Origin of the sequence: Spongiivirga sp. MCCC 1A20706 (assembly GCF_046524175.1) — a bacterium.
Lineage (GTDB): Bacteria > Bacteroidota > Bacteroidia > Flavobacteriales > Flavobacteriaceae > Spongiivirga.
The window spans coordinates 130,528-155,744 of sequence record NZ_JBEFZF010000003.1 but is presented as its reverse complement, the minus strand read 5'-3'; the positions used below and the strand labels follow the sequence as shown (position 1 = coordinate 155,744).

Sequence of the window (25,217 nt, the reverse complement as noted above, 5' to 3'; positions counted from 1 at the left end):
AGCTATTACTACTTTAAAAAGACTCTTCTAATTCCGATGAAAACTACAATAAAAACTGAATATCCAATAAAAAAGGGGATCACATAGGTTTCTAATTCTAAAATTAGCATTGTTGCTATTAGCAGTAGTTGAAATCCCAATCCATAGATTGATATTGATGTCATAAACCATTTTGGGAAAGGTTGACCTTCATCTGCACTTTTGTCTAAATGATATATTGTCTTGTCGAAGACAATGTACAAGGCATCGTATATTCTGTACAAAATGGTAACCGTTTGTTGTTTTTCACCTTTCATAGCGGTGGGAACTTTATCTTCAACAATACGGCTCGTTGTATCACCTGCAACCTTATTTCTTTGTATTACATAATAATAATTGTAAACAGTGCCCTGCAGTTGTATTCCAACAAATGCAAGAAGCAAATAAATTATTGATTCTTGGGTTATATACCAAAAACTTAGTAAAAAGAGAAAATTTAAAATTAAATCGGCTATCGAGTCATAATACCTTCCAGTGTACGATGGTGTATTTTTCAATCGTGCTAGTTCTCCGTCCGCAGCATCCAAAACGGACTTCAAGATCAGGAAGAATGAGGCTGTAATGTAATATCCATTTAATATGCATACAATAGCTATCAGTCCTGAAATGATAAAAAGCGTAGTCAAGTGAAGAGGGGTGAAGGCTGTGTTTTTCAACGCTTCTGCAATTACCTTTCCTCCTCGTCTCCCATAGTCAGATAAATCAATAAATTGATATTGTTTTGGTAATTTCGACATGGGGTCTGTGCACTAAATCTGTGAAAGAATTTACCTTAAAGGTATAGTTGAGAAATCTACTAAATCTCCTTTAAATGTTTCAACTTCGCTTTCCAAATATCGAGTTCTTTGCGGTGTTTTTCAATATTTTTATGAACATCTTTCACCAACGGGTTTTCAGAATTACTGTTAGCAAAAAATTGTAAATTATTTTCCAGTTGATGCATTTTACCTGTGATTTCGGTGATTTTCTTACGAACAAAATTACGTTCGTTTTCAATTTTTCGGTGGTCCTTACTTTCAGATAAAGCGCTCATTTTGTTGCTGTATTTTATCATTTCAGCCTCCGTGGGGTCAACCCCCAATTTTTTGAAAATTCCGTCTAACCTTTTATTAAAAGTGTCTTCAATATTCTTTTTATTATAAGGAACTCGACCGATTCCTTTCCACTCATCGATATGTTGCTTTACAACTTCAAGATCAGCTTCCTTATCACCTGAGAACTCCAATGCGTTCATTTTTTCTAAAAAGACATTTTTAGTTTCCAGATTGGCAATTTCTTGTTCACTAGCTTTATTTTTAGAGGCATGAAGCCTGTCAAAATAATGATTGCAAGCATCTTTAAATTCTTTCCAAATTCGGTCACTATGTTTTCTTGGTACATGACCAATTCGTTTCCATTCACTTTGAATTTTCTTCATAATTGGGGTGGTCATCTCCCAATCTTCACTGTCTTTATGAGCTTGTGCGGTTTTAACAAGATCCAGCTTTTTATTTAAGTTACTTTGCTGATCCTTTTTTAGGTCCTTGTAAAAGGCGTTCTTATTGCGATTAAATGTACGTACAGCCTCTTTAAAAGCTGCCCAAGTATCTTCATTAACTTTTAAAGGAACTTTTCCTGCATTAAAAAAAGCTTCCCTCAATGCTTCGATCTCTTTTATTTTCTTTTGCCAAACATTATGACTACTCACTTTTTCGTTAGCCACTTGCATAATGTTTGATATGATTTCCTGTTTTTTAATCAGATTTTGCTCGTAAATAGCATCAATATTTTTTAAGTATTCTTGACGTTTGTCATGAATTACTTTAGTCGCATTGCTAAAACGTTGCCATATATCTTCTCGTAGTTCCTTGGCTACGGGGCCCACTTCTTCTTTCCAGATTTTGTGGAGAGACTGAAGCTTTCTAAACGCTTTGTTGGCATCAGCCTCTTCAGCAAGTGCTTCTGCTTGAGCAATTATTTGTTCTTTTTCTTCAAGATTTCTTTTAAAATCTAGATCCCTTAGATCCCTATTTAAATGAAGAAAATCATAAAAACGTTCAATATGATGATGATAGGTGCGCCATACGTTGTTGTATTCTCCTCTTGGAATTGGCCCAGCGTTTCGCCACTGTTCCTGAAGCGATTTAAAATGTTTATAGGTGGTATTTATATTTTCTTCAACATTGATGAGTCCCTTTAACTCTTCAATAATTGTTAATCGGTTAGCCAGATTTTGTTTTAGATCTTGTTCCAGGTTTTTATAGTAAGCGTTTCGCTTTTCTTTATACTCATTGTATATAGAGTTGAAGTCCGTTTTGACTACTGTAGTGTATCTAAAATCTATAATATTGCCGCCATCGGCAATGAATTCTTCCTTTTTTTGCTCGATTAATTCTCCGTACTTCTGATTAAATTCAGTTTTAATTTGATCAACGTGATCTTTTATCACTTGAATTTTTTCATTCTTAACAAGCTTACCAAACTCCTTAACCAAATTTTCCATGCTCATTGAGTGATAATCGAGCACTGGAATCTCATGTCGTTTGGTTGCAGACTCATCTTCAGAATCTTCCGCTACGGTTTCCTCTAATTCATTAACTGCCTCCTGTGTTTCCGCCTGAACTTCTTCTACTGTAGTATCTTCCGCTTGGGTTTCTTTGGTATCAGTTGTTAATTCTTCAGTTTTAGAAGTCACTTCCTCTTTTTTTTCAACTGCATTCGTGTCATCAGAGGTGGTAGGATCATTTTTCTCGTCTAACATTATAAAAATGTTTAAGGTTCATCATTGCTTTCATCATGAAAGATACTAACTAACTGCTAGATGTCAAAGTTAAAGAAGCTAAAAGGTAGAAGAGGATAGCGCTAGATATTACTTAAACCTTTAGGGTACAGCATCCAGTATTAACTATTCCAGATCATCCATGCTTTCTCTGCCTGAAATTCTAGCATTTTCAGACCATTAGTAATTGCAGCTTTTTGTTCCTCGCCTTTAGCAAGAAATGTCGACTTTTTTGGATTGTAAACAAGATCGTATAGTAAATGCTCTTTTGTCAAATACTCATAAGGAATATCAGGGCATTCCTCAATTTTTGGAAAAGTCCCTAGAGGAGTACAATTGATGATTATTTGATATTGGCGGATGGTTTTTTTATCAAGATCATTATAAGAAATATTTGATTTTACTGGAGATCTTGATACATATTTGTAGATTATTCCAAGTTGATCAAGGGTAAATGCAATTGCTTTTGAAGCACCGCCAGTTCCTAAAATCAAAGCTTTTTTGTGGTGAGGCTCAATAAATGGTTCAATCGATTTTCTAAAGCCATAGCAGTCGGTATTATACCCCTTTAGCTGCCCGTTTTTTAAAAACTTAATCGTATTTACTGCTCCAATTTTTTCTGCTTTCTTACTCAGTTTATCTAAAAAAGGAAGGACTGCTTCTTTGTATGGTATTGTAACATTAAGTCCCTTTAGTTTAGGGTAATCCTTTAACACTTGTGGTAAGGCCTCAATATCTTCTAAATCAAAATTATCATATCGACTTGAAACAAGTTTTAACTGTTTAAACTTATTGGTAAAGTATGCCTGAGAAAACGAGTATGATATGTTTTTGCCTATAAGTCCGTAGCGCATCTTGGGTTAATTTACTTCTAATTTTTTCCTATTCATTTTTCCGTACCAATCAAGTGATAGTACAATCAAAATACCAATGATCATAAATACAACCGCAATCCATGTTTCTGTATTGTTTAAATCAGGTGCAAAGCGTCGATAATTGAGAATAACTGGCTGACCAGATGAATCTATTAACTGTTCTCCGAATGCGTCCCTCTTGTAAACAGTTTCTTTCCAAGGCCAAACGGTACCTAAACTACCTGTAATGAAACCAATGATAACGGCAATCGTTATATGTTTAAAGTTTTTGAGAACATAGTTAAGCAGGTGTGACAAGGTAACCAATCCTGTAAATGATCCGGTCGCAAATACGGTAAGTACAGTTAATAACCGGGTTCTTTCCTGGTTATTAGTAAACGAAAAGTCTCCTCGTATTACTTCTGCTAAGGTATCGTAAAGTGCATTTACAGCGTCCACTAATAATAGAACATAGTTTCCTAATAAAATGAGTAAGAAAGAGCCAGACAAGCCTGGCAATGTCATGCCAGATACTCCGATTATACCGCATACAAATACAAACAGTAAATGATCATTTTGCTGCGCAGGGTCTAAAAAGCTTATTGAAATACCAATACTCATTCCTACTACTAATGAAAGTATTGTTTTGCGATTCCAATGTTCAAAGTCTTTAGCGATATAGTAAATTGAACCAAGTATCATCCCAAAGAAAGCTGACCACACATACAATTCTTTTTGTTGAATAAAATAATCAAGAATTTTTGATACACTAAAGTAACTAATTAGCATACCGAGTATTAGCAGGCTCAAAAAACGGCCATTGACATATCGGAAAAAACTATTGAATCGGCCACCGAATAGTAGGCGAAAGGCTGTTTTATTTATTCGCTGAAGTGAATATATGAATTCTTCATAGAATCCGGCTACAAATGCCACAACACCGCCCGAAACGCCTGGAACTTTGTTAGCAGCGCCCATTACCAGTCCTTTTATTACAAGAAACACTTTGTCTTGCAGCGATCTGGCTGGTTGCATTTGCATATTATTCTGCAGGTTTGTTAGCGATTTTTTCTAGAATAAAAATAGTCAAAAATCCCACTACCATAAGCCCAATCGCCAATAGTATTTTTGGCTCCCCTTCAAATGAACTGGGGCTAATACTTTTTTGCAATAAAGGAACAATCTCACCCTTTGAATTTACACGGGTACTAAGTGTTTCTTTCCAGGGCCAAATCTTGTTTAATGAACCTATCATAAAACCAGTAAGTATTGCTAAGGTTACATCTTTGTGCTTAGTAAACATCCAGGTAAGCGCTTTAGAAAATAGTTTGAGACCTACAACTGCTCCTAAAGCTAAAATGATGAACTTCATAAAAGCGTTACCAAACTTATCCCAATCGCTTTCTAAAAGCCCTTCACGTAATTGATTAACAGTACCTAAGGCAACTTCATAAGCACCAAGCAAAATAAGAATAAATGAACCCGAAATACCCGGTAGTATCATGGCGATGATCGCGATAGCGCCACAGAAAAATAGATAAAAATTATTGTCGGAATTACCTAGTGGTTCAGAAACAGTAATTAAATAGGATACGACAAGGCCAATGATACAGGCGATGATTACAGTAACACCCCACTTTTTTACTTGTTTTGCTATGTATACTGCACTTGCTACGATCAAGCCAAAAAAGAAAGACCACAACAAAATGGGCTTATTGTGCAATAGCCATTCTAGGCCTTTAGCTAATGAAAAAATACTAATAGCGACTCCACTAAAGAGGGCAAACAGAAAATTACCGTTGATGGATTTCCAAGTTGCTTTGAGACCATTTTTTTTCAGCTCTTTAAGCTTGCTGAAATCAAGGTTATTAATTGAAGACAGCAATTCTTCATAAATACCAGAAATGAAAGCTATGGTGCCGCCCGAAACCCCCGGTACCACATCAGCAGCTCCCATTGCAAGTCCTTTTAAACCAATAACGAAATAGTCGCCAATCGATCTTGACATAGAGTTGTTTTTAGGCAGCAAATATAGGTATAAAAAGAGCAGCCTAGAGGGGTGCTTTTTTAAAGGATTGTATGATGCTCTTTAAAGATGATTTGTCAAATATTGAAGGAAAAACTTCCTTTACAATATGTAAATATTCAGCATCAATATTCAAGGCGTTTTTTAAGTAGTATTCAGCTTTTGTGGTGTTCATTAAAAGCATATGTACGCCAGATAATCTGTATTCGATTTCAGCATGCTCTGGGTAAAACTCTATTGCCTGGTACAAGGTTTGTGCGGCAGTTTCATATTCACCGAGATGAACTAAAATATCTGTCCACGAAATCCAGGTTGACAATTCGTAATTACCTAGTTCAACAGTACGTTGATATGCGATATCAGCTTCTTCGTAAAAATGTAACTTTCGATTTAGTTCAGCATTTCGCTTCCAATACATTACATTTTTGTCATCAATTGCAATGGCTTTGTTTATATAATCTAATGCCTTTTGGTAGTCTTTTTTGCGATAATAAAAATCGGTAATTGCCGTCCATCCCTTATCTAAAAGTGGATCTTCATGAACTGTTTTATAATAAAAATCGACAGCTAGAATGTCATTTCCTAGTTTTTCATGACATTGCCCCATTCTTAAATATGCAAAAGAAGTAGGATCGTCTAGATGAAGTGTAATTTCATAATTTTCGATGGCCTCATTTAGCCGTCCCATCTTTTCAAGAACTTTTCCTTTTTCAAAATAGGCCCCTATGAAGGCATCATCAGCAATAACGGCAAAGTCAAAGGCAGTAAGTGCTTCTTGATACATTTTTTTGGTGTAGTACTGTTTACCCAATTGATGCCAGGCTACTTCACTATATGGGTTACTGTCAAGGAAAATATTTAGATATTCAATAGCACCATCGTAATCTTCTAAAAATTCAAAACAGTAGATTACATTGTAAAGCGCGGCATAATCTTGCTGGTCCAGCTCCAAGCATTTCATAAAGGATTCTTTTGATGCCTGGTAGTCTTCGACAAAAAGGTACTCCATTCCAATTAAGGAAAATACGTCAGCTTCATCTTCTGTGTAGGTTAAAGCCATTTTAAGTAAGTCGATGGCCTTATAGTGTTCGTCTTTTTTTGAATAGATGTTCGCTTTTTGTATATAAATCTCTTCATTAGAAGATTCTATCGCGAATAGTTCATCCAGTAACTGCTCAGCGATCTCTAGCTTGTTTTCAAAGACTAACAACTCAACTTTTGCTAATTTGAGATTAAGGGCATCTGGGTGCTGTTCAAGCCCAATTTTTATTGCCTTTTTGGCGAGCCCAATTTTTCCAGTATCTAGGTAATAATGAATAATGTCTTCAAACTCCAAGGAATCAAAGAAGAAAACAGTATTTGTTTTTAGCATGGACTCGAACTTCGATAGGGAAACATTGTGATCTTCGTTCGGACTAAATTGCATACAGGCTGAGTTAGGCTTTTCTACAATTATAAATGTAGTATTCAATGTGCCTGAATCAGATTGCTGTATTCGTAGTTTTTAACAAATTAATTAACATGGTCACAACAAATGTCGAAAATTCTAGCCGTTAATAAAGTGTGGGTTGCCTGATATTATAGGTGGTTCAAGGCATTTAAAATAATGCTACAGCCCTCAATTAATTCTTCATTGCTAATGGTTAAAGGCGGCGAAATTCGTACTGCTTTGGGCTCAAAAAGCAACCAAAAAAGGATAAGACCATTATCTTGACATTTAAAAATAAGTTGATTTACTAGCTCAGGGCTATCTAATATTAGCGCAAGCATAAGACCTTTACCTCTTATTTCTTTGATTAGAGGATGCTGTAGTTTTTCTCTTATTAAAGCTTCTTTTTCTAATACCTGTGACATCAAGGTTGATGATGTTATTTCTTGTAAAGTAGCATGTGCGGCAGCTGCAATGACAGGATGTCCACCAAAAGTGGTAATATGTCCTAGTTTTGGATTATCAGATAAACTATCCATCATTTCCCGTGATGCAATGAAGGCCCCAACTGGCATTCCACCTGCTAATCCCTTCCCAATTACCAATATGTCGGGAACAACATCATAATGTTCAAAACCAAATAGTTTTCCGGTGCGTCCCATTCCTGGTTGAATTTCATCTAAAACGAGTAAAGCACCCATTTTTTGGCATCTCTCTTTTACTTTTTGTAAGTATCCTGATTTAGGCTCAATAAAACCGGCACCACCTTGAATAGTCTCTAAAAATACTGCTGCCGTCTTTGCTGTAATCTTGTCGATATCGTGCCAGCAATTAAAACGAATATGACCAATATCTCCGACCATTGGCTTAAATGGTCTGGTTCGTTCTTCATGGGTCATTAAGCTCAATGCTCCATATGAATTACCGTGGTACGCATTTTTGGCAGCTAGTATTTCGGTTCGACCTGTGAATCTACGTGCAAGTTTCATAGCACCATCAATAGCTTCGGTACCGCTATTTACTAAATAGGTTTTGTTTAGCGTAGAAGGGAGCTGTTTAGCAAGTAATTTAGTAAGTTCTACTGCAGGTTTTTGAATGTATTCACCGTAAACCATTACATGTGTATAATGGTCAAGTTGTGTTTTAATTGCGTTAAGGACTTTTGGGTGCGAATGACCTAAAGAACAAGCCGAAACACCTGCTACAAAATCTAAATATTTTTTTTGATTGTTATCATAAATGTAAGAGCCTTTTGCGTGACTTATCTCCATCGCTAAAGGATGTGGGGTGGTTTGCGCCTGGTATTTTAGAAAGTCTTCTTTCAAATTATATTGAATCTAAGCTATATGCAGTTGTTTTCTTATTCACAAGTCGATAAATAATAATAAGCATAGAAATTGAAAGAATTACAAAAATAATTCCCATCGCCATGCCTAAAATTGATCGCCCAATAAAATTTGCAATAGCTGTAACTATAAATACTAAGGTAACTAAACTGTAAACAACAAGTTTTCTGCCGATGTTGAGTCTTTCCTCAGTTGTCAGTTTTTGATTAACTGAGTTTAGCATGTTTTGTGATAATTCAATATCACGATCTTTAAAGTGTAGAATAACGTCTTGAAGATTCTCGCCGTATTTTAAACGGTTTTTGACTTCTGCTACTAAATCGAAATTATACTTTTTTTGAAAATCTTTTAGAGATAGTCTTCTTTTTTTAAAGGTAGTTTCCGCTATTGCTATTACTTCTTTTTTATAAAGTCCGCGTTCAAGCGTAATTATTTTGAACAATGCCTCATCCGATAACTTTTCAATAGTTGCTATATGCGAAATATCCGCCATGATGAGGAATTATTTTTTTATTTGATTTTTTTCTCATCAACCTCCTCGCCAGGTAGTTCTAGATCGATATCTACACGTTCTTCAAGACCCTTTATTTTAACAAGCTTGATATTGTTATCATCTTCATCGAAAATATCATCTTTTTTCTTGATCCATTCATCTTCACGCCATACAAAACCCTTTAGCTTACGAGCATTTGGTGGCAGATCTTTTTCAGGATAGACATCGCCTTCAACATTGGTAAAAAAGGTGATATCACGAATTTGATTTTCTTCTAGTAACAAATTAATCTTGGTGCTACATATGGTTTTATCGATGCCTGCCAACTCACCACTTTCCTCTCTCATATAATATACGATCTCGGTATTTTTAACGATATCGACATCTCTTAAAGCATTATCAATAAACTTACCGTACAAATTAACCCCTTGTACCTGATTAAATGCATCGACTCCTAAACTATCCTTTTGAACAATAAACGCATTATTGATGATCTTTAGCGAATCTAATTTTTCGGTTTCTAAATTTGACAAAATATATATAGAATCACCCGTCATCTGGCTTTCACCTGACCATAAAACAGGGTTTCTAATTAATTTAGTGATTCCTGTTTTGTTGCTTACATGAATGGAATCACTTTTACCACTCATGTCAGATTTGAAGAATTTAGCATTGTAAAAACCACGAATAATACGATTATCCGGTTTACCCGTAACCATTAAAGTGTCCGCATGAATGTAAACGCTATCATTCTCAACTTTGTTAATAGCAACAGCTCTTTTTGTAATAAATACCGAATCTTTTTCTTTAAAAACTTCAGCATAATGACCTCGTACGACACCCTCGTTAATGGTGTCTGTTACCTTAATATTGTTGGTTGCTGAAGCAAATTTCCTGATATTGTCAAAATATAAACTATCACCTTCGATGATGCGGTTGTTGTAATTTATTTTTGATCTTTTTACAAAGTATCCATTGTCATTAGTGGTATCAAAAAAACCACGTTCGCAATAAATTTTATATTCTTCCCCGGTTATGGTCGAAGGCCCGTAAAGGTACGCATTACCAGCATCAGTATAGTAGTCTAATTGTGATGAGTTAAGTACGTAGTCGGGGTGGGTAATAACTACATCGCTAACAAATTGATATTTTTTTTGTGCTAAAAAGTAACGTCCTTTATTACTGGTAAGTACGTTGGCAGAGTCTTTTACGGTTCCGAAGCTATTATAATAGGCAACTTCGCGATCTCGATCGAAGTATAGCGTGTCAGTTTCTAAGGTTTGCTCAGGTGTTGTTAGTTTTACTTCGCCTTGTGACTTAGCAAGTTTATTATTACCATTATATTCAACATAGTCGCTAGTTTGTGAGATGGTATCGCCTTGTTTGAAAATAACGTCACCCCATGCTCTTAAGTTATTAGTAGCGCTGTATAAAACGGCTCGATCACAAATAAGTTCTGCACCTTCATGAACAAACTTCACACGTTTAGTGGCGTCTTTAGAAAATATCTTTGCGCCTGGAAACTTTTCCTCATTAACATCGGCTGCTCCTGCATATTGTAGAATTATCTTGGTTTTTTCTTGCTCTTGTGCTTTGGCTAAAGCGAACGCGAAAAAACAGGCTACTATAAATATAAAAAGACTTTTATTCATTTGCTATACTGCAACTTATACCAATAATACGATTCCAAAGTTAATCAAAACCACTTATCGGCTATTTTGATTAGCAAATATTTAGCATTGAGATCAACCCTAGTTTACCTATTTATTGTTTGCGTTCTATCCGGTCCTACGGATACTATTTTGATAGGGACCCCTAGCTCTTTTTCCAAAAAGATGATGTAGTCATTTAACGCTTTAGGCAATTGATCTGCAGCGGTCATTTTAGTAAGGTCTTCAGACCAACCTTTCATTTCTGTATAGATTGGTTTGACGTTTTCTTCTTCAATATTATAAGGAAGGTGCTCGATTTTTTGACCTTTATATTCGTAGGCCGTACAAACCTTTAGCGTTTTAAAACCAGAGAGTACATCACCCTTCATCATCATTAGTTGGGTAACACCGTTTACCTGTACCGCATATTTTAGTGCAACTAGATCTAACCAGCCGCAACGTCTAGGTCTACCAGTTGTGGCGCCAAATTCATTACCAACTTTGGCCATGGTTTTTCCATCTTCATCAAACAATTCGGTAGGGAAGGGGCCACTACCTACTCGCGTGGTGTATGCTTTAAAAATGCCAAAAACTTCTTTAATATGGTTCGGTGCAACACCAAGACCAGTACATGCACCTGCAGCCGTTGTATTTGAAGAAGTTACAAACGGATACGTGCCGAAATCAATATCTAACAATGAGCCTTGTGCGCCCTCAGCTAATATGGTTTTGCCAGATTTTTCAGCTTGATGAATGTATTCTTCACTGTCAATAAATTGTAGACTTTTTAGCACTTGGATAGCGGCAAAAAATTCTTCTTCTAACTCTTTTAAGTCATATTGAATATCGACATTGTAGAAGTCGATCATCGCCTCATGCTTATTGGCTAAATTGCGATACTTGGTTTTCCAATCGCTTAGTTCCAGATCACCAACTCGAATACCGTTACGTCCGGTTTTATCCATATAAGTAGGGCCAATACCCTTTAGGGTCGATCCTATTTTCGCTTTGCCCTTTGAAGCTTCAGATGCTGCGTCTAACAAGCGATGAGTCGGTAGAATAAGATGTGCTTTTCTTGATATCAACAACTTCTTTTGAATGTCTATATCAAACTTTTGAAGGTTGTCTAGTTCTTTTTTAAAAATAACGGGATCAATTACCACCCCATTACCCACTAAATTAATGGCATTTTCATGAAAAATACCAGAGGGAATCGTATGTAATACATGTTTAATCCCGTCGAATTCTAAAGTGTGTCCTGCATTTGGACCACCCTGAAAGCGCGCTATTATATTATAATTTGCCGTAAGAACATCAACAATTTTGCCTTTTCCTTCATCTCCCCACTGTAATCCTAGTAGTAAGTCTACCGCCATTATGTAGTTTGTTTTTTAGTCGATTTTTTAGTGCCGTAAAAGTATAAAGAATGATTGTGAATATCGATATCAAAAATCTCTTCTATTGTTTTTTTTATCGATTGAATTCGCGGGTCACAAAATTCCATTACGTCACCACTGTCGGTAAGGATAATATGATCATGTTGCTTGTCGAAATACGATTTTTCGTAATGAGCTTGATTATGCCCAAATTGATGTTTTCGTACTAAGTTACATTCCAACAATAATTCAATGGTATTGTATAAAGTAGCACGACTAACTCGATAGTTTTTGTTTTTCATTTTAATATAGAGCGATTCAATATCAAAATGTTCTTCACTATCATAAATCTCTTGAAGAATAGCAAATCGCTCGGGTGTTTTACGATGCCCTTTTTCTTCTAAAAATTTAGTAAAAACGTTTTTTACAATCTCTTGATTTTTGTTTTCAGCCATAACGGGATGATCCTATAAAGAACAAAGGTACATTTAAATTAGAAATCTAGCTGGAATATGTTTTGTCAATGCTACGTTAAAAGACCTAATAGTGGCGAAATTTATTGTCGAGTTACCTTTTCGATGCCCTGAATTTTCTTAAGATTTTGCATCAGTTTTTTAAGTTCATTGTTTGACTTAACAACAACAGTCATTTTGCCATTAAAAACACCATCGTCAGAGGTGAAGCTTATTTTTTTCATGTTAACGTGCATGTGATTTGAAATCACTTTTGTTACCTGATTGACCAATCCAAGGTCGTCGATGCCCGATACATTTAACACCGCCATATATTCTTGCTGAGAAGAATCGATCCATTTTGCTTGTATAATTCTGTACGCATATTTGGACTGCATGCCCAATGCATTAGGGCAGTTTTTTTTATGCACTTTTATACCATCATTGACTGATACGAAACCAAACACATCGTCACCAGGAATAGGATTACAGCAGTTGCTTAATTTATAGCTTAATTTTTCTTCTTCTTTACCAAAAACAAGCATGTCATACTTTGCAGTAATCTCATCCTTGTCAATATCTTGATTGCTGGTGCCTCGTCTAATTCTGCTTTTAAAGAAGTTTACAAAAGCATTATTCCGGCTAGCAGCAAATTCTTTAATCTTTGCATTATCTAAAGTGCCAATACCTGCCCTGTAGAAAAGATCCAGACTGGTTTTTAACTTGAAGAAAGTGACCATCTCATTAACCGACTTTTCATTTAATGTGATTTTAAGTTGTTTTAACTTTCTTCGTAAAAGTTCTTTTCCTTCTGCAGCAATCTCCTTTTTCTCCGCGTTTAAGACACTTTTAATTTTAGACCTTGCTCTTGCAGTAGTTGCATAGTCTAGCCAGTTTGAATTCGGTTTTTGGTTTTTTGAGGTAATAATTTCTACCTGATCACCACTTTGTAAAGGATGACTTAGCGGAACTAATTTCCCATTCACTTTCGCTCCTCTTGTCTGCATACCTACTTCGGTATGTATACTAAATGCAAAGTCGAGCGGAGTGGCCCCTTTTGGCAACGATTTTAATTCACCTTTCGGTGTAAATACAAAAATTTCCTTTGCGTATAAATTCAGCTTAAATTCTTCAACAAAGTCTACGGCATTTGCTTCAGGATCTTCTAATGCTTCCTGTAGTCTGTTTAGCCATTCGTCTAGGCCTTGTTCGTTTTGTTCTCCTTGTTTATATTTAAAATGCGCGGCGTAGCCTTTTTCTGCAATTTCATGCATACGTTCTGATCGTATTTGCACTTCGACCCATCGACCTTTTGGTCCCATTACGGTTATATGCAATGCTTCATACCCCGTTGATTTTGGTGATGAAATCCAATCTCGCAGTCTAACAGGGTTAGGTCTAAAATGATCAGTTACAATTGAGTAAATCTTCCAGGCCAGGAATTTTTCATTGGCTTTATCAGACTTATAAATGATTCTAATTGCAAACTTGTCGTACACTTCATCAAAAGTGACATTCTGCTTAATCATTTTTTGTCGAATACTAAACACAGATTTTGGCCTGCCTTTAATTTGATAGTTAAGCCCCTCACGTTCTAATGAATCATGAATAACTTCGGTGAACGATTCTATATATTCTTGTTGTGCTTCTTTACTATCCTCCATTTTTCCGAGGATATCATTGTACACTTCTGGTTCTGTATATTTTAGTCCAAGATCTTCTAGTTCGGTTTTGATGTTGTAAAGACCTATTCTATGAGCTAGTGGTGCATAAATATAAAGAGTTTCTGAGGCTATCTTTACCTGCTTATGCTCAGGCATTGATGCCATAGTTTGCATGTTGTGAAGACGATCGGCTATTTTAATTATGATCACCCGAACATCATCGTGCAAAGTGAGCAACATTTTTCTGAAATTCTCAGCTTGAAGTGATACATCTTTATCTTTTTTAAGGTGCGATATTTTGGTGAGCCCATCGACAATACGGGCTACCGTTTCACCAAACATATGCTCAATATCTGCTAAGGTGTACGGAGTATCTTCAACAACATCATGTAAGAGTGCTGCAGCGATTGAAGTTGCATCTAATCCGATTTCCGATGCTACAATCTTTGCCACAGCAATGGGATGAAAAATATAGGCTTCTCCCGATTTACGGCGTTGCGAGCTATGTGCATCAACAGCTATATCAAAAGCATTTCGAATAAGTTTTTTATCAGCACTACTTAGCGTCTGATAACTAATTCGGAGAAGCTCTTTATACTGTTTGGCAATTTCTTTGTTTTCTTTTTCAACATCAACTTCTACCATAAATTAAAGATAACTAATTTCTAATAAAGGATTAAAGTCCAAAGTTGAAAGTCCTAAGTCAAACCCTTTACCCAAATAACATAACGGTTGCCCTTAATTATTGTTCATTTTTCAAATTGCGTACCCTCTGTAACAATGTAGGGTGCGAGTAATTCATAAACACATAACTTGGATGAGGTGTAAGATTACTCAAGCTGTTTTTAGATAATTTTTTGAGTGAAGTAATTAAAGGTTCGGGCTGATAGGTTTCTTTTGCGTAGTCATCTGCTTGATATTCGAACATACGCGAAATATAGTTCATCACAATACCTGTAATTTCGGAAATAGGACTGTACAAAATACCAAAAGCAACAAGGCCAATATGAAAACTGGGAATGCGTACTCCTAATGCTTCTGATAAAAGTGGACTACTGATAAAAAGGGATAAAATGTAAAATGTAAGGCCCGTTAATAAGGTAGAGATAATCATATTATATATAATATGTTTTCGCTTATAATGCCCCACTTCATGCGCCAGTACGGCCACAATTTCGTCTGTCTCTAAATCGTTTATTAGAGTGTCGTATAGTGTAATTCGTTTTTCCCGTCCAAACCCTGAAAAATAAGCATTTGCCTTGGTTGATCGTTTACTACCATCGATGACAAAAATATTTTTCAGTTTAAAGCCCACTTTTCTTGCATATTCTGAGATAGCTGCTTTTAACTCGCCATCTTCTAGTGGGGTTTGTTTATTAAAAATAGGGACCACCAATCGGGCGTAAAACATATTCATAAATAAACTGAATACGGTAACAAAGAGCCATGTGTATATCCAGAAATAGTCTGTGGTCAATTGGTAAAACCAGATAATTAAAGCAAGAATACCACCGCCAACGATAAGCATTAATAACCATCCTTTCAACTTGTCAAAAAGAAATGTTGCTTTTGTTGTTTTGTTAAAACCAAATCGTTCTTCAATCACGAAGGTGTGGTAATAACTAAACGGGGTGCTTATTAGATCACTTGCAAATACCAACATTCCGAAAAAAATAAGGGCTATAATAATCTCATTATTTGAAAAACCCCTGGCAATACCATCGACTATAGCAAAGCCGTCAAAAAAGAAAAATAGTAAAAGACCGATAAAAGAAATTGACGAAACAACTAATGAAAAACGATAGTTTGTTTTTTTGTAACGTTGTGATTTTTCGTATTCCGTCTGGTCATAAACATCATTGATTTCTCTTGGTAATGCGTCTTGAAAATGCTTAGCATTAATCGCATTGATGATTTTATCAATTAAGAAATTGATAATCAAAATACCAATAATTAAATAAAAAAGGTAAGTAGCTGTCATATCATAAGGGGTAGGTTGTGCAAAGTTGTTTGGGGGCGATCACTAACTTATTGAAAATTACGTTGTCGCTTTGCTTCAAAGATAACAATCGCAGCCGAAACTGATACATTCATGCTATCAATTTCCCCTTGCATCGGTATAATGATGTTTTTTTCGGTATGTTGCAAGAATTCTTCACTTAAACCTGTCGCCTCTGTTCCCACAACAATAACCGCCGATTGTGTGAAATCAATAGTATAATATGGCACAGAAGCTGTTAGCGCTGCACCGAACATAGGAAGTTGTTTTCGGTTTATAAAACTAATAACGTCAGGAGTACTGGCCATTGCGATTTGATTGGTGAACACGCACCCTACGCTAGACCGAATAATATTTGGATTGTACAAATCTGTTTTTGGGTTTGCAATGATTACTGCATCAATATTAGCGGCATCCGCAGTGCGTAATAAAGCGCCAATATTACCAGGTTTTTCTGGTGCTTCGGCAATTAAAATGAGGGCTTTTTCTGTAGGAATTTTAAGCGTATCCAAACTGTGCTCTTTCGATTTAGCGATTGCCAAAATCCCTTCGGTTCCCTCTCGATATGCAATTTTCTGATATACTTCTTTTGAAATCTCGATCAGTTGTATATCATTTTTGTCAATAGCCTCAAACTCATCTTCATAGCTTAATTCTGGACAATATAGTATGGTTTGAAGTTGATAGCTACCTTTTTGCGCGAGCATAATCTCGCGACTTCCTTCAATAAGAAAGGTTCCTGTTTTCTTTCTTAAACGCGATTTTTCCTTTAAAGCAACCACCTCTTTGACGGTGGAGTTTTGTACACTTTCTATGCGCTTGATCATAATGCCAAATAATATCACAAAATAACGGTATTTTGCTGTAATGTATCATTCTGTATATCGACTTATTGACGATTAATAATTACTTAATTAACAAACCAAATAACTTTTACCATATGAAAAACTTATTGTTAATAGTTGCTTTACTATTGATTTTTACTGCTTGTAAACAAGAAAAAAAAGAATCTTCAACGGTTGAAACTTCTGTTGAGCAAGAAGCAAAACCCTCAAAAGTATACCCAGCAGATATAGCTGGTATTTTTAATGCCCACGGTGGTGTTGAAGCATGGAACACCATGAATTCAATAACCTTTGAAATTGTGAAGGAAGACGGAAATGAAAAGCAAACTATCGATCTTAACAGTAGAAATGATTTAGTCGAAACGCCGACCCACACTATTGGATTTAACGGAGAAAAATCGTGGCTAATTGAAAAAGAGGTGGGGAGTTATAAAGGGAACCCTCGTTTTTACCATAATTTGATGTTTTACTTTTATGCAATGCCATTTGTGTTGGCTGATGATGGGATCAATTATGAAAAGACGGATCCTATTACCTATGAAGATAAGACCTATCCCGGAATAAAAATATCATACAATGCAAATGTAGGTGATTCGCCAAACGACAATTACTATTTGTATTATGATCAGGAGACAAAGCAAATGCGATGGTTAGGTTACACGGTTACTTTTGGTAAGGATGAAGCAAGCACAAGGGTTAGCTACATACGTTATGATGATTGGGGTAATCATGGGGGGTTGGTATTACCAAATTCTATAACATGGCATAAGGTTGAAGATGGCGCTATAAAAGAAGCAGCTGCCACTAGAACTTTTACCAATATCAACATTTCTAAAGATGTAGTTGATGCTACCATATTCAATATTCCAGAAGGAGCAACGGTACCAGAGCAGTAAAACAATACAAAAAACCCTGGCGTTAACAGCCAGGGCTTTTATCAATCAACCATAACAAGCCTATTTAGGCATCACTACACTTTCGATAATGTGGATTACTCCGTTACTACCGGCAACATCGGTTTTTGCGATCTTGCTGTAATTGCCGTTAGCATCTTTTAAGTAGATACCACCATCTTTAGACATTGCAGTTAATTTTCCACCGCTTAAAGTGGTTAATTCTACCTTGCCTTTTCCTTTCTTCAAAGCTGCGGCTACGTCGCTAGCCATTAGCTTTCCTGACACCACGTGATATGTTAATATACCGGCTAAAGTTGATTTGTTTTTTGGTTCTAATAGCGAATTCAAGGTGTTGCTATCAATTTTTCCGAATGCATCGTTGGTTGGTGCAAATACGGTAAACGGTCCGTCACCCTTTAAAGCACCAACGAGGTCGGCTGCCTTTAAAGCCGTAACTAGTGTTGAGAAGTCGTCTACTGATACCGCAATATCAACAATGTCTTTTTTAGCTTGAGCTTGTGTTTGATTAAAAACAGCTGTGAATGCTATTAATGCGAATGTTACAATAATTTTTTTCATGATTTTGTTTTTCTAATGTTTAATAAATGATTGTTAAGCGCTTTCATTTTTATAAACACCAAAAAGAGATCTTTAGATGAGTTAAGATTTATTTTGTGAAACTTTTAACTAAATTCATTAAACAAAAAAATGAGTCAATGCATTCTATCCCGAATGTGTTGTTTGAATAATAATTCATTAATTTTGAGATATTCCATCTTACATGAAAGAAGATCTTAGTTTAATTAAGCAGTTACAGCAAAAAGACACCAAGGCATTGTCATTATTATATGACCACTATGCGCCAGCACTAAATGGTTTGATTATTAGGGTGTGTAAAGATGAAGTACTTGCGGAGGAGTTGCTACAAGAAACTTTTATGAAGATTTGGGAGAAAGCTACCTTGTACGATCCCAAAAAAGGTCGATTTTACACCTGGGCCTATCGCATAGCAAAAAATACTGCTTTAAACGGAATAAGAAATTCAAAAAAGCTCATCCAAACTGAAGATTTAGGTGTATATACAGAAAAAGCTGCTACTGAACCGGCTAGTGATTATACAGCACTTAAAGGTTCAATACATCAACTAGACCAACACCATCAGGAAGCCATTGAATTGGTTTACTTTAAAGGTTTAACGCATCGCGAAGCTCATCAGGAGATGGGAGTTCCGCTGGGTACGTTTAAATCATATGTAAGTCAGGCTTTAAAAAAATTGAGGGCAACCTACCAGAAACAACTAATGTTGTTAATTTGTTTAATTGAAATGGTTGGATCATGAAGAAGAAAATAAATTTGGAAGAAGAAGGGATTTTAGAGCAATATGTACTAGGTGGACTTTCTAAGGATGAAATGAGCCAGATACAGCGCTTGTTGTCTGAAAATGAAGAGCTGCAAACAAAGGTTGAGCAACTAGAAAAAGATCTTGAACGGTTAGCTGTTGAAAATGCGATCGAACCATCTTCAATAGTAAAAACAAAACTTCTAAGGTCAATAGAAGCTAAAAAATCTAAAGAAAGATACAATCTTACGTTACAGAAAAAATCCTATTATCTTCCATTAGCAGCTAGTATTGCTTGTATAGCTATTGCATTGGCTGGATATTTATTCACGCAATGGCAATCTGCTAAAAAACAACTTCTAGAAGTTGAGAATGAAACTGTTGTGTTAACTGATCGATTGAATGAAGTACAGAATCTGCTTGAGCAAACGGAACAGCGTTACAACGTGGTCAATAACTCGAAAGTAATACCCTTACGCTTAGTTGGAAACCAAAAAATGCCGCAGGCTGTCGCATTGGTTTATCTTAATCATGAAGCGATGGAAGTAGTTATTAACTCCCAAGGAATGCCTAAACTACCAAAAGATAAAGATTATCAACTTTGGGCCGATGTCAATGGCGAAATGATCAATATGGGCGTTGTACCGGCTGAGCAACAGTTGGTTAAAATGAAATATATATCAGATGCTTCATCCATTAACATTACGATAGAGCCGGCTGGTGGTAACGATCATGCTACAGTAGAGCAGTTAGTTTCAAATATCATTTTATAAAGATTTTTATCAATTAATTATCTAGTATCAGGTAAAAGAATTCTTTTAGCTACATTTAGCAGCATAAACATAAATAAGCTGTTAAATGAACGAACTTAAGTTTCCGATTAATTTCGATTTTAAAATTTCAACACTGTCCAATGATTTTACTGCGACTGATGCCAATGGTAATACCATTGCTTATGTAAGGCAAAAGATGTTTAAACTTAAAGAAGCGATTACCATTTATAATAACGATACGCGATCGCATGAGTTATATAAGATCAATGCCGATAAATGGTTGGATTTTTCTACTGCCTATAAATTTACCGATACAACTGGTACTAATTTAGGGAAGGTGGCTAGAAAGGGCTGGAAATCTCTTTGGAAAGCCAATTATGAGGTAATTGATCAGAATGAAAAAATGCAATATCGAATTCAAGAAGAAAATGCTTGGGTTAAAGTACTTGACGGTTTTTTAGGTGAAATACCGATTATTAATTTCTTCACAGGCTACTTAGCTAATCCTGCTTACATTGTAACTGATACCAAGGACCAAAAAGTAATGAGATTGAAAAAGCAGCCTTCATTTTTTGGTCGTAAGTTTCAAGTAACTGCTTTAAAACAAACTGATGCTGATGATGATCATCGCTTAATGCTAAGTCTAATGATGTTAGTGTTACTTGAGAGAAGACGAGGATAATAATACTTGTATAAAAACACCTTAGACCAAGAAAGACTTAAGGTGTTTTTTGTTTCAAATACTGTTTGGCATTAATACGCCTTCAATTAAATGAATAGCACCATTCCACGCTTGAATGTCAAGAGTGCTTAAGCTAAACGTATTGGTCTTTTCGTCAGTTATATGAATAGTATCTCCCATTCTACTTACGGTAAGTTCTCCTGTTTCAATGGTTGTTATTGTCATACCATCCATTAATCTTGCAGAAATCAAAATTTTGTCACTACCACTAGCTATAATTGCATGGTAGTTTAATAAGCTAACCAGTTGTGTGCTTGTGAAAACAGTAAGATCGGTATTATTAATAGCATTATTGGTAGGGGCGAAAATGGTGAAATCGGTATCAAGGTCGCCTAAAACTGTTCTCACGTCTTCGGTAATAATACTTTTAAAAGATGACATATTAGGATCGGCATCAATAAAATCGGCTACAGTTGGAAGCTTTAATACCTCGCTGGTTTTATGAATAATCCCATTAGTAACATTAATATTAGCTTCTGCTATGGTAACGGTTCCATTAAGTAAAATTGAATTTCCGGTCTGGACATATAAGTCAATATCTTGATTATTACTAAGTTCTTTAGCCAACGTACTAATGTAACCATTAGTAAAATTATCGCTTGCTGTGGCCCCACTTTTTAAATGATAATTGACCATTGCAGACAATAGCGTTGCCGGGATATTGTCTAAACCAATATTAGCTCCTAAAGTTTCAAAATACCTATCGAAAGCATCGTTATCTGGCAAAAACAAGGTGAAATTACCCGAGCTGTTGTTCAAGGCATTTGAAAAACCTATACGGTCTATTGCACTGCGAAAAGTCGAGTAATTTGCATCCGCATCAAGATATTCTATAATGTTCTGAGTGGCATTATTATCATTTCCTCCAGATCCATCGTTGTTTCCATCGCCCGAGCTGGAATTGTCATTTTCACCGTCATTAGATTCGCCGCCATCGCTGGAATCTCCATTAGCATCACTGTCGTTATCACTCTGTTCATCATCGTTATCTCCGTTTTGAATGTTTTCTAAAGCTTCCTGTAATTCAGGGTTTAAGGTTTGCACTTCACATCCTAGAGATACTAAAGAAATAAATGCAACTACTGCGGTTAATTTATAAAATTTGGGCATGGTTATTAGTTTGCCATGTAACGATGGAATGTTAAATTATTGTTTCCATTCAAGGAAACTACCCATTTATTCGATTAAGGACAAAAAGAAAGCTGATTTACTTATTTGCAAATCAGCTTTTTATAAGGTGAACTAAAACTTGTGTTGAGTCTTACATACCTTGCATAGCTGCAAAGTCTACCGCTTCTTGTGGTAATAAAACTTTGCTAACTACATGTACTACACCATTGGTAGCTTCAACATCAGTAGCGACTAAGCTTGCATCTGTCATTGAAGCATCGCCAATTACAAAAGTACCACCACTTTCTATAACTTCAATACTGTTATCAGTAAGAGCGGTCGCTACGGTACCCGCTGCTAAGTCTCCTGATTTTACTTGAGCAGGAACAACATGATACAGTAAAATGTTTCTTAATAAATCAATTTCAGCCATCTCATCAAAATCATCAAGACTGTTATAGTTTGGTCCTAATGCATCCAGCAAAGCCACGAAAGCATCATTCTGTGGTGCAAAAACAGTAAATGGACCTTCACTTTGCAAAGTGGTAACTAGGTCAGCTTTTATTACAGCATCTACTAAAACACTAAAGTTGGTGTCAGCTTGCGCAATTCCTACAATATCTTTTAAAGTAGCAACAAAGTCTAAAGCAGCTTGTGGCAATAATACCTTGTCGATTACATGTACTACTCCGTTGGTTGCTAAAACATCTGTTGCTGCGATATTAGCATTGGTGTCGGATGCATCACCAATCACAAAAGTATCACCACTTGCAATGATTTCAATACTATTGTCAGTAAGAGCAGTTGAAACATCACCTGCGGCCAAATCATTCGCTAGAACCTGACTTGGTACAACATGATATAATAAAATACTTCTTAATAATGCTATTTCTCCATCAGTATCAAAGTCATCAATACTGTTGTAGTTGCTTCCTAAAACATCTAACAATGCTTGAAAAGCTGTATCTGTTGGTGCAAAAACTGTAAACGGACCGTCACCACTAAGGGTATCTACAAGATCGGCTTTTATGACAGCTGCTTCTAATTGAGTAAGGTTATCATTAGCGATAGCCAGTTCTACAATATTTGAAGTTGGGACTGCTGGCCCTCCATCATCATCATCGTTACATGAAAATGCAACGAAAGAGGTGATTGCTAAAAATAAAACATGGGTTTTTTTGAAGATTGATTTCATAATACTTGATTTAATTTTTTGTTTAAGATATTTTACAATTAGTTAAACAATTTATAGGTGCCAATTATTGCTAAAGGTTGCTTTCGTTTATCGGATTTAGTAAAACTTTAACAATCAGTGAAAACTGATTTTTAGGAAGTAAAGACTTTAACGGAAGGTTTGGCAGTATTTTTGAAATACTACTCACATGTTATGTACGTTATGTTGACAAGTATTAGATGTTAAATAAATAGCTTTTAGATTAATTATGATCAAATCATTAATAATAGGAATATTCTTTTTTTGCCAATTACTTGTAGGTCAAGATATTAATCAATTTGATGCGAATAACAACCGTCATGGTACTTGGAAAAAATACTTTGATGGCACCAAGCAATTGCGTTATGAAGGTCAGTTTGACCACGGAAAAGAGGTAGGCTTGTTCAAGTTTTACACCAAAAAAAGTAAGGCGCAACCAGTTGCTACTCGTTTTTTTAAAAAAGAAAGCAATGTTGTTGAGGTAAAGTTCTATTCCTTATCTGGAAAACTTATTAGCAAGGGTAATTTGGTAGGAAAAGAACGTGATGGGGTTTGGGAGTTTTATCAAAAAGATGGAAAAACATTGTTATCTAAGGAAGTCTATTCAAAAGGAGTTCTAAATGGAGACTTTGAAGTGTATTATGATAATGGCCAACTATCTGAGTCTTTTACATATGATAATGGGCTTAAAGATGGCCCGTCTAAAAAGTATGCGCCTAACAAAGCAATTATTCATGAAGTGGTTTATGTGAAAGGAAAGCTTCGTGGTCCTGCAACCTATTACGGGGCTGATGGAAGTGTAAGTATTAAAGGTGAATATGCAGCTGATAGAAAGGCAGGTCTTTGGAAGTATTATGAAGGTAACAAGCTTGTAAAGGAAGTTGATTATAAAAATTGGAATAAGCCGGTGACCATTCAATATTAAATTAGGTTGTTGTAATTTTGCAAATCAAATTGCGACAGCTTTTTGACAAGTTAAAAATTGCAAATGAAACGTGTAATCGTAGGCCTTTCTGGTGGAGTTGATAGTAGTGTTACCGCATATCTTTTAAAAGAACAAGGATATGATGTGATCGGCCTATTTATGAAAAATTGGCATGATGACACAGTCACTCTTTCAAACGAATGTCCGTGGTTGGAAGATAGTAACGATGCGCTGATCGTTGCTGAAAAATTGGGCATTCCTTTTCAAACAGTAGATCTAAGCAAAGAATATAAAGAGCGCATTGTTGACTATATGTTTAACGAATATGAGCGTGGTCGTACGCCAAACCCTGATGTTCTTTGCAATCGTGAAATCAAATTTGATGTTTTTCTTAATATTGCACTTAGTTTGGGAGCGGATTATGTTGCAACCGGTCATTATTGTCAAAAAGATACTATTGAAGTCGATGGCCAGAATGTGCATAGATTGTTAGCAGGTAAAGATGATAATAAAGACCAATCGTATTTTTTATGCCAACTCTCGCAAGCTCAATTATCAAAAACGTTATTTCCAATAGGTCATTTAACGAAGCCTGAAGTTCGTGAGATTGCTAAAGAGCAAGACCTAATCACGGCAGGTAAAAAGGATTCACAAGGATTATGTTTTATTGGCAAAGTGAAACTTCCAGACTTTTTACAACAGCAATTGCAACCAAAGGAAGGAGTAATTGTTGAGATACCAGAGACTATAGATAGTTACAATAAATCAATTCCGCTTTTTTCATCTAAGGAAGAAGAATTGAAGTTTTTCTCGAATAAAATAGATTACAACATTGATCAAGGTAAGATAGTTGGTAAGCATCAAGGAGCCCATTATTTTACGATCGGCCAGCGTAAAGGCTTAGCAGTCGGCGGTACTGCGGAACCTTTATTTGTAATTGATACCGATGTTGATGAAAATGTAATTTACACGGGGCAAGGTAAGGCCCATCCGGGATTATATCGCCGCACCTTGTTTGTTGATGAATCTGAACTTCATTGGGTTCGAGAAGATTTTGCTTTGCAGTATGATGAAACTATGAGTGTAAAAGCAAGAATACGTTATCGTCAACCTTTACAAAAGGCAACGTTGTATAGGGTAGAAGGAGGGCTTTATGTTGATTTTGAAGAACCACAGGCATCAATAACTGCTGGACAGTTTGTTGCGTGGTATCAAGGTGAAGAGCTTATCGGTTCTGGTGTTATTGCCTAGATTAATTGAAAGTCAAAAGTGCAAGGTTGGAAAAT

23 protein-coding genes are annotated in these 25,217 nt (G+C 35.9%); 6 read left to right on the top strand and 17 right to left on the bottom strand.

Annotated elements, in window-relative coordinates:
• Positions 1 to 8: 8 nt before the first annotated feature.
• From ABN763_RS08590 to ABN763_RS08525, 14 genes are all read right to left on the bottom strand, one after another.
• Positions 9 to 776, bottom strand: a complete 768-nt coding sequence (locus ABN763_RS08590) for a CDP-alcohol phosphatidyltransferase family protein (RefSeq protein ID WP_410485046.1) — start codon at positions 774 to 776, stop codon at positions 9 to 11.
• 59 nt (positions 777 to 835) lie between these two features.
• Positions 836 to 2,779: a DUF349 domain-containing protein gene (locus ABN763_RS08585; RefSeq protein WP_410485045.1), complete on the bottom strand. Its 1,944-nt coding sequence runs from the start codon at positions 2,777 to 2,779 to the stop codon at positions 836 to 838.
• Positions 2,780 to 2,919: 140 nt separating this feature from the next.
• Entirely contained in the window at positions 2,920 to 3,651 is a 732-nt protein-coding gene (locus ABN763_RS08580; protein WP_410485044.1) for a shikimate dehydrogenase family protein, read from the bottom strand.
• A 6-nt stretch (positions 3,652 to 3,657) separates the two neighbouring features.
• Positions 3,658 to 4,686, bottom strand: coding sequence for a DUF368 domain-containing protein (locus tag ABN763_RS08575; protein WP_410485385.1), 1,029 nt, complete (start codon positions 4,684 to 4,686; stop codon positions 3,658 to 3,660).
• Between the two features lie 7 nt (positions 4,687 to 4,693).
• On the bottom strand, positions 4,694 to 5,659 hold the full coding sequence (locus ABN763_RS08570; RefSeq protein WP_410485043.1) for a DUF368 domain-containing protein: 966 nt from the start codon (positions 5,657 to 5,659) through the stop codon (positions 4,694 to 4,696).
• 43 nt (positions 5,660 to 5,702) lie between these two features.
• Positions 5,703 to 7,103, bottom strand: a complete 1,401-nt coding sequence (locus ABN763_RS08565) for a tetratricopeptide repeat protein (RefSeq protein ID WP_410485042.1) — start codon at positions 7,101 to 7,103, stop codon at positions 5,703 to 5,705.
• Between the two features lie 152 nt (positions 7,104 to 7,255).
• The gene (locus ABN763_RS08560; RefSeq protein ID WP_410485041.1) at positions 7,256 to 8,431 is read right to left on the bottom strand and encodes an aspartate aminotransferase family protein; all 1,176 of its coding nucleotides are present in this window, start codon (positions 8,429 to 8,431) and stop codon (positions 7,256 to 7,258) included.
• A gap of 1 nt (position 8,432) precedes the next feature.
• On the bottom strand, positions 8,433 to 8,945 hold the full coding sequence (locus ABN763_RS08555) for a hypothetical protein (protein WP_410485040.1): 513 nt from the start codon (positions 8,943 to 8,945) through the stop codon (positions 8,433 to 8,435).
• 17 nt (positions 8,946 to 8,962) lie between these two features.
• Positions 8,963 to 10,597 carry an OstA-like protein gene (locus ABN763_RS08550; RefSeq protein WP_410485039.1) on the bottom strand — a complete coding sequence of 545 codons (1,635 nt, stop codon included), beginning with the start codon at positions 10,595 to 10,597 and terminating at the stop codon, positions 8,963 to 8,965.
• A 104-nt stretch (positions 10,598 to 10,701) separates the two neighbouring features.
• Entirely contained in the window at positions 10,702 to 11,973 is a 1,272-nt protein-coding gene (locus tag ABN763_RS08545) for an adenylosuccinate synthase (protein WP_410485038.1), read from the bottom strand.
• Positions 11,973 to 12,428 carry a Fur family transcriptional regulator gene (locus ABN763_RS08540; RefSeq protein WP_410485037.1) on the bottom strand — a complete coding sequence of 152 codons (456 nt, stop codon included), beginning with the start codon at positions 12,426 to 12,428 and terminating at the stop codon, positions 11,973 to 11,975. Before ABN763_RS08540 ends, ABN763_RS08545 begins: the two co-directional genes overlap by 1 nt.
• Before the next feature lie 101 nt (positions 12,429 to 12,529).
• On the bottom strand, positions 12,530 to 14,734 hold the full coding sequence (locus ABN763_RS08535) for a RelA/SpoT family protein (RefSeq protein ID WP_410485036.1): 2,205 nt from the start codon (positions 14,732 to 14,734) through the stop codon (positions 12,530 to 12,532).
• Positions 14,735 to 14,831: 97 nt separating this feature from the next.
• Positions 14,832 to 16,070 carry a M48 family metallopeptidase gene (locus tag ABN763_RS08530; RefSeq protein WP_410485035.1) on the bottom strand — a complete coding sequence of 413 codons (1,239 nt, stop codon included), beginning with the start codon at positions 16,068 to 16,070 and terminating at the stop codon, positions 14,832 to 14,834.
• A 47-nt stretch (positions 16,071 to 16,117) separates the two neighbouring features.
• A complete protein-coding gene (locus ABN763_RS08525; protein ID WP_410485034.1) occupies positions 16,118 to 16,915 on the bottom strand; it encodes a TrmH family RNA methyltransferase in 798 nt (265 codons plus the stop codon).
• Between the two features lie 113 nt (positions 16,916 to 17,028).
• Here ABN763_RS08525 and ABN763_RS08520 point away from each other — a divergent pair, with 113 nt between their 5' ends.
• Positions 17,029 to 17,829, top strand: a complete 801-nt coding sequence (locus ABN763_RS08520; RefSeq protein ID WP_410485033.1) for a DUF6503 family protein — start codon at positions 17,029 to 17,031, stop codon at positions 17,827 to 17,829.
• 60 nt (positions 17,830 to 17,889) lie between these two features.
• On the opposite strand, the gene ABN763_RS08515 is transcribed toward ABN763_RS08520, so the two are convergent.
• Positions 17,890 to 18,408, bottom strand: coding sequence for a fasciclin domain-containing protein (locus ABN763_RS08515; protein ID WP_410485032.1), 519 nt, complete (start codon positions 18,406 to 18,408; stop codon positions 17,890 to 17,892).
• Between the two features lie 202 nt (positions 18,409 to 18,610).
• Between ABN763_RS08515 and ABN763_RS08510 the strand changes: the two genes are divergently transcribed.
• The 3 genes from ABN763_RS08510 (at position 18,611) to ABN763_RS08500 (ending at position 20,623) form a co-directional block, all read left to right on the top strand.
• A complete protein-coding gene (locus tag ABN763_RS08510) occupies positions 18,611 to 19,168 on the top strand; it encodes an RNA polymerase sigma factor (protein WP_410485031.1) in 558 nt (185 codons plus the stop codon).
• On the top strand, positions 19,165 to 19,941 hold the full coding sequence (locus ABN763_RS08505; RefSeq protein ID WP_410485030.1) for an anti-sigma factor domain-containing protein: 777 nt from the start codon (positions 19,165 to 19,167) through the stop codon (positions 19,939 to 19,941). The genes ABN763_RS08510 and ABN763_RS08505 overlap by 4 nt, the downstream gene beginning before the upstream one ends.
• Before the next feature lie 85 nt (positions 19,942 to 20,026).
• A complete protein-coding gene (locus ABN763_RS08500) occupies positions 20,027 to 20,623 on the top strand; it encodes a hypothetical protein (RefSeq protein WP_410485029.1) in 597 nt (198 codons plus the stop codon).
• 54 nt (positions 20,624 to 20,677) lie between these two features.
• Here the strand turns inward: ABN763_RS08500 and ABN763_RS08495 are convergent, their stop codons facing one another.
• Both ABN763_RS08495 and ABN763_RS08490 read right to left on the bottom strand, forming a co-directional pair.
• On the bottom strand, positions 20,678 to 21,793 hold the full coding sequence (locus tag ABN763_RS08495) for a fasciclin domain-containing protein (protein ID WP_410485028.1): 1,116 nt from the start codon (positions 21,791 to 21,793) through the stop codon (positions 20,678 to 20,680).
• Positions 21,794 to 21,944: 151 nt separating this feature from the next.
• Positions 21,945 to 22,988 carry a fasciclin domain-containing protein gene (locus tag ABN763_RS08490; RefSeq protein WP_410485027.1) on the bottom strand — a complete coding sequence of 348 codons (1,044 nt, stop codon included), beginning with the start codon at positions 22,986 to 22,988 and terminating at the stop codon, positions 21,945 to 21,947.
• A gap of 247 nt (positions 22,989 to 23,235) precedes the next feature.
• Between ABN763_RS08490 and ABN763_RS08485 the strand changes: the two genes are divergently transcribed.
• Together ABN763_RS08485 and mnmA are read left to right on the top strand one after the other, a co-directional pair.
• A complete protein-coding gene (locus ABN763_RS08485) occupies positions 23,236 to 23,931 on the top strand; it encodes a toxin-antitoxin system YwqK family antitoxin (RefSeq protein ID WP_410485026.1) in 696 nt (231 codons plus the stop codon).
• Positions 23,932 to 23,994: 63 nt separating this feature from the next.
• A complete protein-coding gene (gene mnmA / locus ABN763_RS08480) occupies positions 23,995 to 25,182 on the top strand; it encodes a tRNA 2-thiouridine(34) synthase MnmA (RefSeq protein WP_410485025.1) in 1,188 nt (395 codons plus the stop codon).
• The last annotated feature ends 35 nt before the right edge of the window (positions 25,183 to 25,217 follow it).